The 4,683-nt window shown below is 71.1% G+C and carries 2 protein-coding genes; both read right to left on the minus strand.

Annotation, left to right across the window (positions count from 1 at the left end):
- Positions 1–211: 211 nt before the first annotated feature.
- Complete coding sequence (locus ACGFIO_RS44240) at positions 212–979, minus strand: thioesterase II family protein (protein ID WP_392837284.1); 768 nt, start codon at positions 977–979, stop codon at positions 212–214.
- Positions 976–4,683 (minus strand): beta-ketoacyl synthase N-terminal-like domain-containing protein (locus ACGFIO_RS44245; protein ID WP_392837286.1); only part of this gene is annotated, 3,708 nt, incomplete at its 5' end. The genes ACGFIO_RS44245 and ACGFIO_RS44240, both read right to left, overlap by 4 nt.

Consider the following 4,683-nt stretch of genomic DNA (forward strand, 5'->3'; position numbering starts at 1 on the left):
TCCACGATCTCTGACGTCATTACTCACAGTGCCCATCCCGCCGACTCTCAAGTCCGGCGAATCGGGCCAGAAACACCGTTTCGGGTACAGCCCCGACACCACCGACTCGTAGCGCCGGCCCACAACAGGTCGGTTGGCTTCGGCATCGAGGCTTCGGGTACAGCCCCCCAGGGGGCCGGCGAGGGTCCGTGGCGAAGGGTCCGTGGCGGATCTAGCCGGCGGAGGTGGTCAGGGTGTGTGAGATGAGGGCGAGTAGTTCCGGGGCTCTGGCGACCAGGTAGAAGTGGTCGCCGGGGAGGATCTTCAGGGTGAACGGGCCCGTGGTGTGTTCGGACCAGGACCGGGCCTCGTCGGGGGAGACGCGCGGGTCGTGGTCGCCGATGACGGCGGTGATGGGGCAGGTCAGGTGGCGGCCGGGTGTGTGTCGGTAGCGTTCGATGGCGGTGTAGTCGCTGCGGACGGCGGGGAGGATGAGCGCCAGCATTTCGGGGTCGGCCAGGAGGGCCGGGTTGGGGCCGCCCAGCCGCTTGAGCTCGGCGACGACCTGGGCATCCGTACCCTCGTGGATCCGTTCGGCGCGGTAGCGGGACGGTGCGCGACGGCCGGAAGCGAAAAGATGAACCGGGGCCGGTCGGCCGGCCTGCCGCATGCGGAGGGCCACCTCATACGCCAGGATCGCCCCCATGCTGTGCCCGAAGAAGGCCAGGGGCTTGTCGTCGAGTTCGGCGAGCACGGCGAAGATCTGGTCCGCGTACTCGGGAATGTTGTCGATGCCGGGCTCGCGCAGCCGCGTCTGCCGGGCCGGGTACTGCACGGCCAGCACCTCCACTCGCGGCGCGAGCGCACGGGAGACCGGGAAGAAGAAGCTCGCCGAGCCGCCGGCGTGCGGAAGGCAGATCAGCCGGACCGTGCTCTGCGGCGAAGGGGTGGCAATGGTCACCCACTTGTCGAAGGCGGTCGTACGCGGGGGAGCACTCATCCTTTGACCTTCCATTTCGCGGACAGCTTGGCCAGCATTTCGGAGATGGCCCGGTGCTCATCCGCGCTCAGGTCGATGGCGTCCAGTTCGTCGACCTCGGCCAGCAGGTCGAGCACCCCGGCGGCGTCCACATCGGAGTCCATCCGCGCGTCCAGCTCGGTGGCCAGCGCGGCCGGTGTGTCGTGGTCGAACAGCAGGGTGGACGGCAGGTCGAGCCCGGTGACCTGGGTGAGGCGGTTGCGGAGGCGGACGGCGCTGAGCGAGTCGAACCCCAGATCGAGGAAGGACGAGTCGGCTTGCACGGCGCCGGGATCGGTGATGCCCAGGATGCTCGCCACCTCCAGATGGACCAGTTCCAACATGGTATGCGGCTCGTCCGGGAGGGCCGGCTCGGCCGGTGCCACCGCGGGCTCCGGCGCCGCCGACGTGAGCCAGTATGACTCGTGCTGGAACGGGTAGACCGGCAGATCGACCGCCCGGCCGCCGGCGAGAACCCTGGGCCAGTCCACGGCGGTGCCTTCCGCGTACAGCTCGGCCAAGGCTGTCAGCACACTCGTGTCCTCGGCCGACCGGGGGCGCAGCAGGGCGTGGAAGGAGGCGTCGAGGCATTCCATCCCGGCCGAGGCCAGCGTCCCGGACGGGCCCACCTCCAGGAAGGCGCTCACCCCCTGCCCGGCCAGCTCCCCGACGGCGTCCTGGAACCGGACGGGCCGCCGGACCTGGCTCAGCCAGTACTCTGGGGTGCCCATCTCGGCCGGGTCGATGAGGCGTCCGGTCGCCGTCGACACGATCGGCAGGGTTGGCGTACGGAAGGTCAACGACTCCAGCACGGTACGGAAATCGCCGAGCACCCCCTCCACATGGCGGGAGTGGAACGCCCGGCGCACCTTCAGGCGCCGCCCCTCGCGCCCCGACGCCGTCCACGCCGCCGCGAACTCGTCGACCGCGTCCGGCGCACCGGATACGACGACCGCCGCCGGACCGTTGACCGCGGCCACGTCCAGCGGCGCGCCGGTGCGGTCGAGGAAGTCCCGTACCTCCGGCTCACCGGCCCGGAGCGCGAGCATGGCCCCCGTCGGCGCCGACCGCAGTGCCGAGCCGCGGGCTGCGATCAGAGCGGTCACGTCGGCCAGTGAGAACATTCCGGCCGTGTACGCGGCGGCGGCCTCACCGATCGAGTGCCCGGTGACGACGTCCGGGCGGACCCCCCATTCGGCCAGCAATTCGACCAGCGCGACCTCGACGGCGAAGATGCCCGCCTGCGCGTAGAGCGGGTCGTCGACCAGCTCGGCCGTCGGCGTCGCGCCGCCACCGAAGTAGACGTCGGTCAGCGGGTGTTCGAGGTGCCGGGCGAACTCGGCGCCGACCGCGTCCCAGGCCCGCGCGAAGGCCGGGAACCTCCCGTACAACCCCTGGCCCATCGTCAGCCGCTGGGTGCCCTGCCCGTCGAACAGGAACGCGACCCGCCGGGGCTTGGCCGTGCCGCTCGTCAGGCCGGGCCAGCCGGCGCCGTCGGTCAGCTTTCCCAGCGTACGCAGGAAATCCTCGCGGGTGCCGCCGACCACGACCGCCCGGTGCGCGAAGGCGGAACGCGTCGCCGCCAGTGAGTACCCGACGTCGAGCGGATGCCACGCCGGGTCCGCGGTGAGGGCGGTGGCCAGCTGACCGGCCCGCTCCCGCAACGCCGCCGGGCTCTGCGCCGACAGCACCCAGGGCAGCGGCCCGGTCTCCGCCGTCGTGACCGGTGCGGCCGGCGCCCGATGCTGCTCCAGCACGACATGCGCGTTGGTCCCGCTCAACCCGAACGACGACACCCCGGCCCGGCGCGGCTTGCGATCGCCGGGCCAGGGCTGGTTCTCCGTCAGCAGCGCGACGTCGCCCGCCGCCCAGTCGACGTGCGGCGACGGCGCGTCCACGTGCAGCGTCCGCGGGAGTACGCCGTGCCTCATCGCCTCGACCATCTTGATCACACCGAGTACGCCCGACGCGGCCATGGTGTGCCCGATGTTCGACTTCAGCGAGCCGAGCCAGACCGGCGTCGAGCGGTCTTTGCCGTAGGTGGCCAGGATCGCCTCGGCCTCGATCGGATCGCCGAGCGTCGTGCCGGTGCCGTGCGCCTCGACCGCGTCCACGTCGGCCGGGCCGAGGCCGGCACTGGCCAGCGCCTGCCGGATCACCCGCTGCTGGGACGCGCCGTTGGGGGCGGTCAGCCCGTTCGACGCGCCGTCGGAGTTCACCGCGGTACCGCGTACCACGGCCAGAATTTCATGTCCCTGCCGGCGGGCGTCCGAGAGCCGTTCCAGCACCAGCACGCCCACCCCCTCGGACCAGCTCGTGCCGTCGGCGGCGGCGGCGAACGACTTGCACCGGCCGTCGGACGCCAGCCCCCGTTGCCGGGAGAACTCCACGAACACGTCCGGGGTCGGCATCACTGACACCCCGCTCACCAACGCCATCGAACACTCGCCCTGCCGGAGCGCCTGCGCCGCGAGATGCAGCGCGACCAGCGACGACGAGCACGCGGTATCCACTGTCAGCCCCGGCCCCTCCAGCCCGAGCGCATACGACAGACGCCCCGACAGCAGGCTGATCGAGCCACCGGTGATCAGATTGTCCCGTTGCGCCTCGGCCGCACCCAGCCCGTACCCCTGTGCCGCGCCGCCCACATAGACACCCACGTCGCGGCCGCGCAGGGATCTCGGGTCGATCCGGGCCCGCTCGACCGCCTCCCACGACGTCTCCAGCAGGAGCCGCTGCTGCGGATCCATACCGAGCGCCTCCCGCGGGCTGATGCCGAAGAAGGACGCGTCGAACGCGGCCGCACCGTCCAGAAAACCACCGCGGATGCTGTACGACTTGCCGGGCGCGTCCGGGTCGGGCGAATACAGGTTGGCGACGTCCCAGCCGCGGTCGCGGGGGAACTCGGAGATGGCGTCGGTGCCGGACTCGACCAGCCGCCACAACCCCTCCGGCGACGTGACACCGCCCGGCACCCGGCAGGCCATCGACACGATGGCGATTGGCTCGTTCACCGGCGCCTCGTCCACGACCGGTGCGGCGGGGCGCGGCGCGGCGGCCGGCCGACCAAACCTCTCCAGCAGGTGCCCGGCCAGGGCGTCCGCGGTCGGGTAATCGAACACGATGGTGGCGGGCAGCCGCAGGTCCGTCGCCCGGCCCAGGCTGTTGCGCAGCTCGACCGAGGTCAGCGAGTCCATGCCGAGCTCTTTGAACGGCTTGTCCGGGGCCACGTCGTCGGCCGAGTCGTGACCGAGTACGGAGGCCACGTTGCCGAGCACGAAGGCGAGCATGAGGCGGTGTTGTTGGGCGGTTGTACGGCCGGTGAGGCGCGTCTTGAGTGAGGCGGCGCCCTCGGTTCGGGGTTGTGCGCGCTTGGCCGGGGTTTTGGTGGGGGCGGCGACCAGGAGTGGGTGGCCGTGGTTTGTGGCGGTGTCGTAGAGGTGTATGCCGTGTGGGGTGGTGATGGTTTGTTGTCCGTTGCGGTGGATGCGTTGGTGGTCGGTGTCGGTGAGGTGGGCGGTCAGCCCGCTGGTTTCTTCCCATAGTCCCCAGGCGATGGAGAGTGCGGGTAGGCCTTGGGTGTGGCGTTGTTCGGCGAGTGTGTCGAGGAATGCGTTGGCGGCGGCGTAGTTGCCTTGTCCGGCGTTGCCGAGCACGCCTGCGGCCGACGAGTAGAGGATGAAGGC

It is taken from the genome of Actinoplanes sp. NPDC049265 (assembly GCF_043197135.1).
Classification (GTDB): domain Bacteria; phylum Actinomycetota; class Actinomycetes; order Mycobacteriales; family Micromonosporaceae; genus Actinoplanes.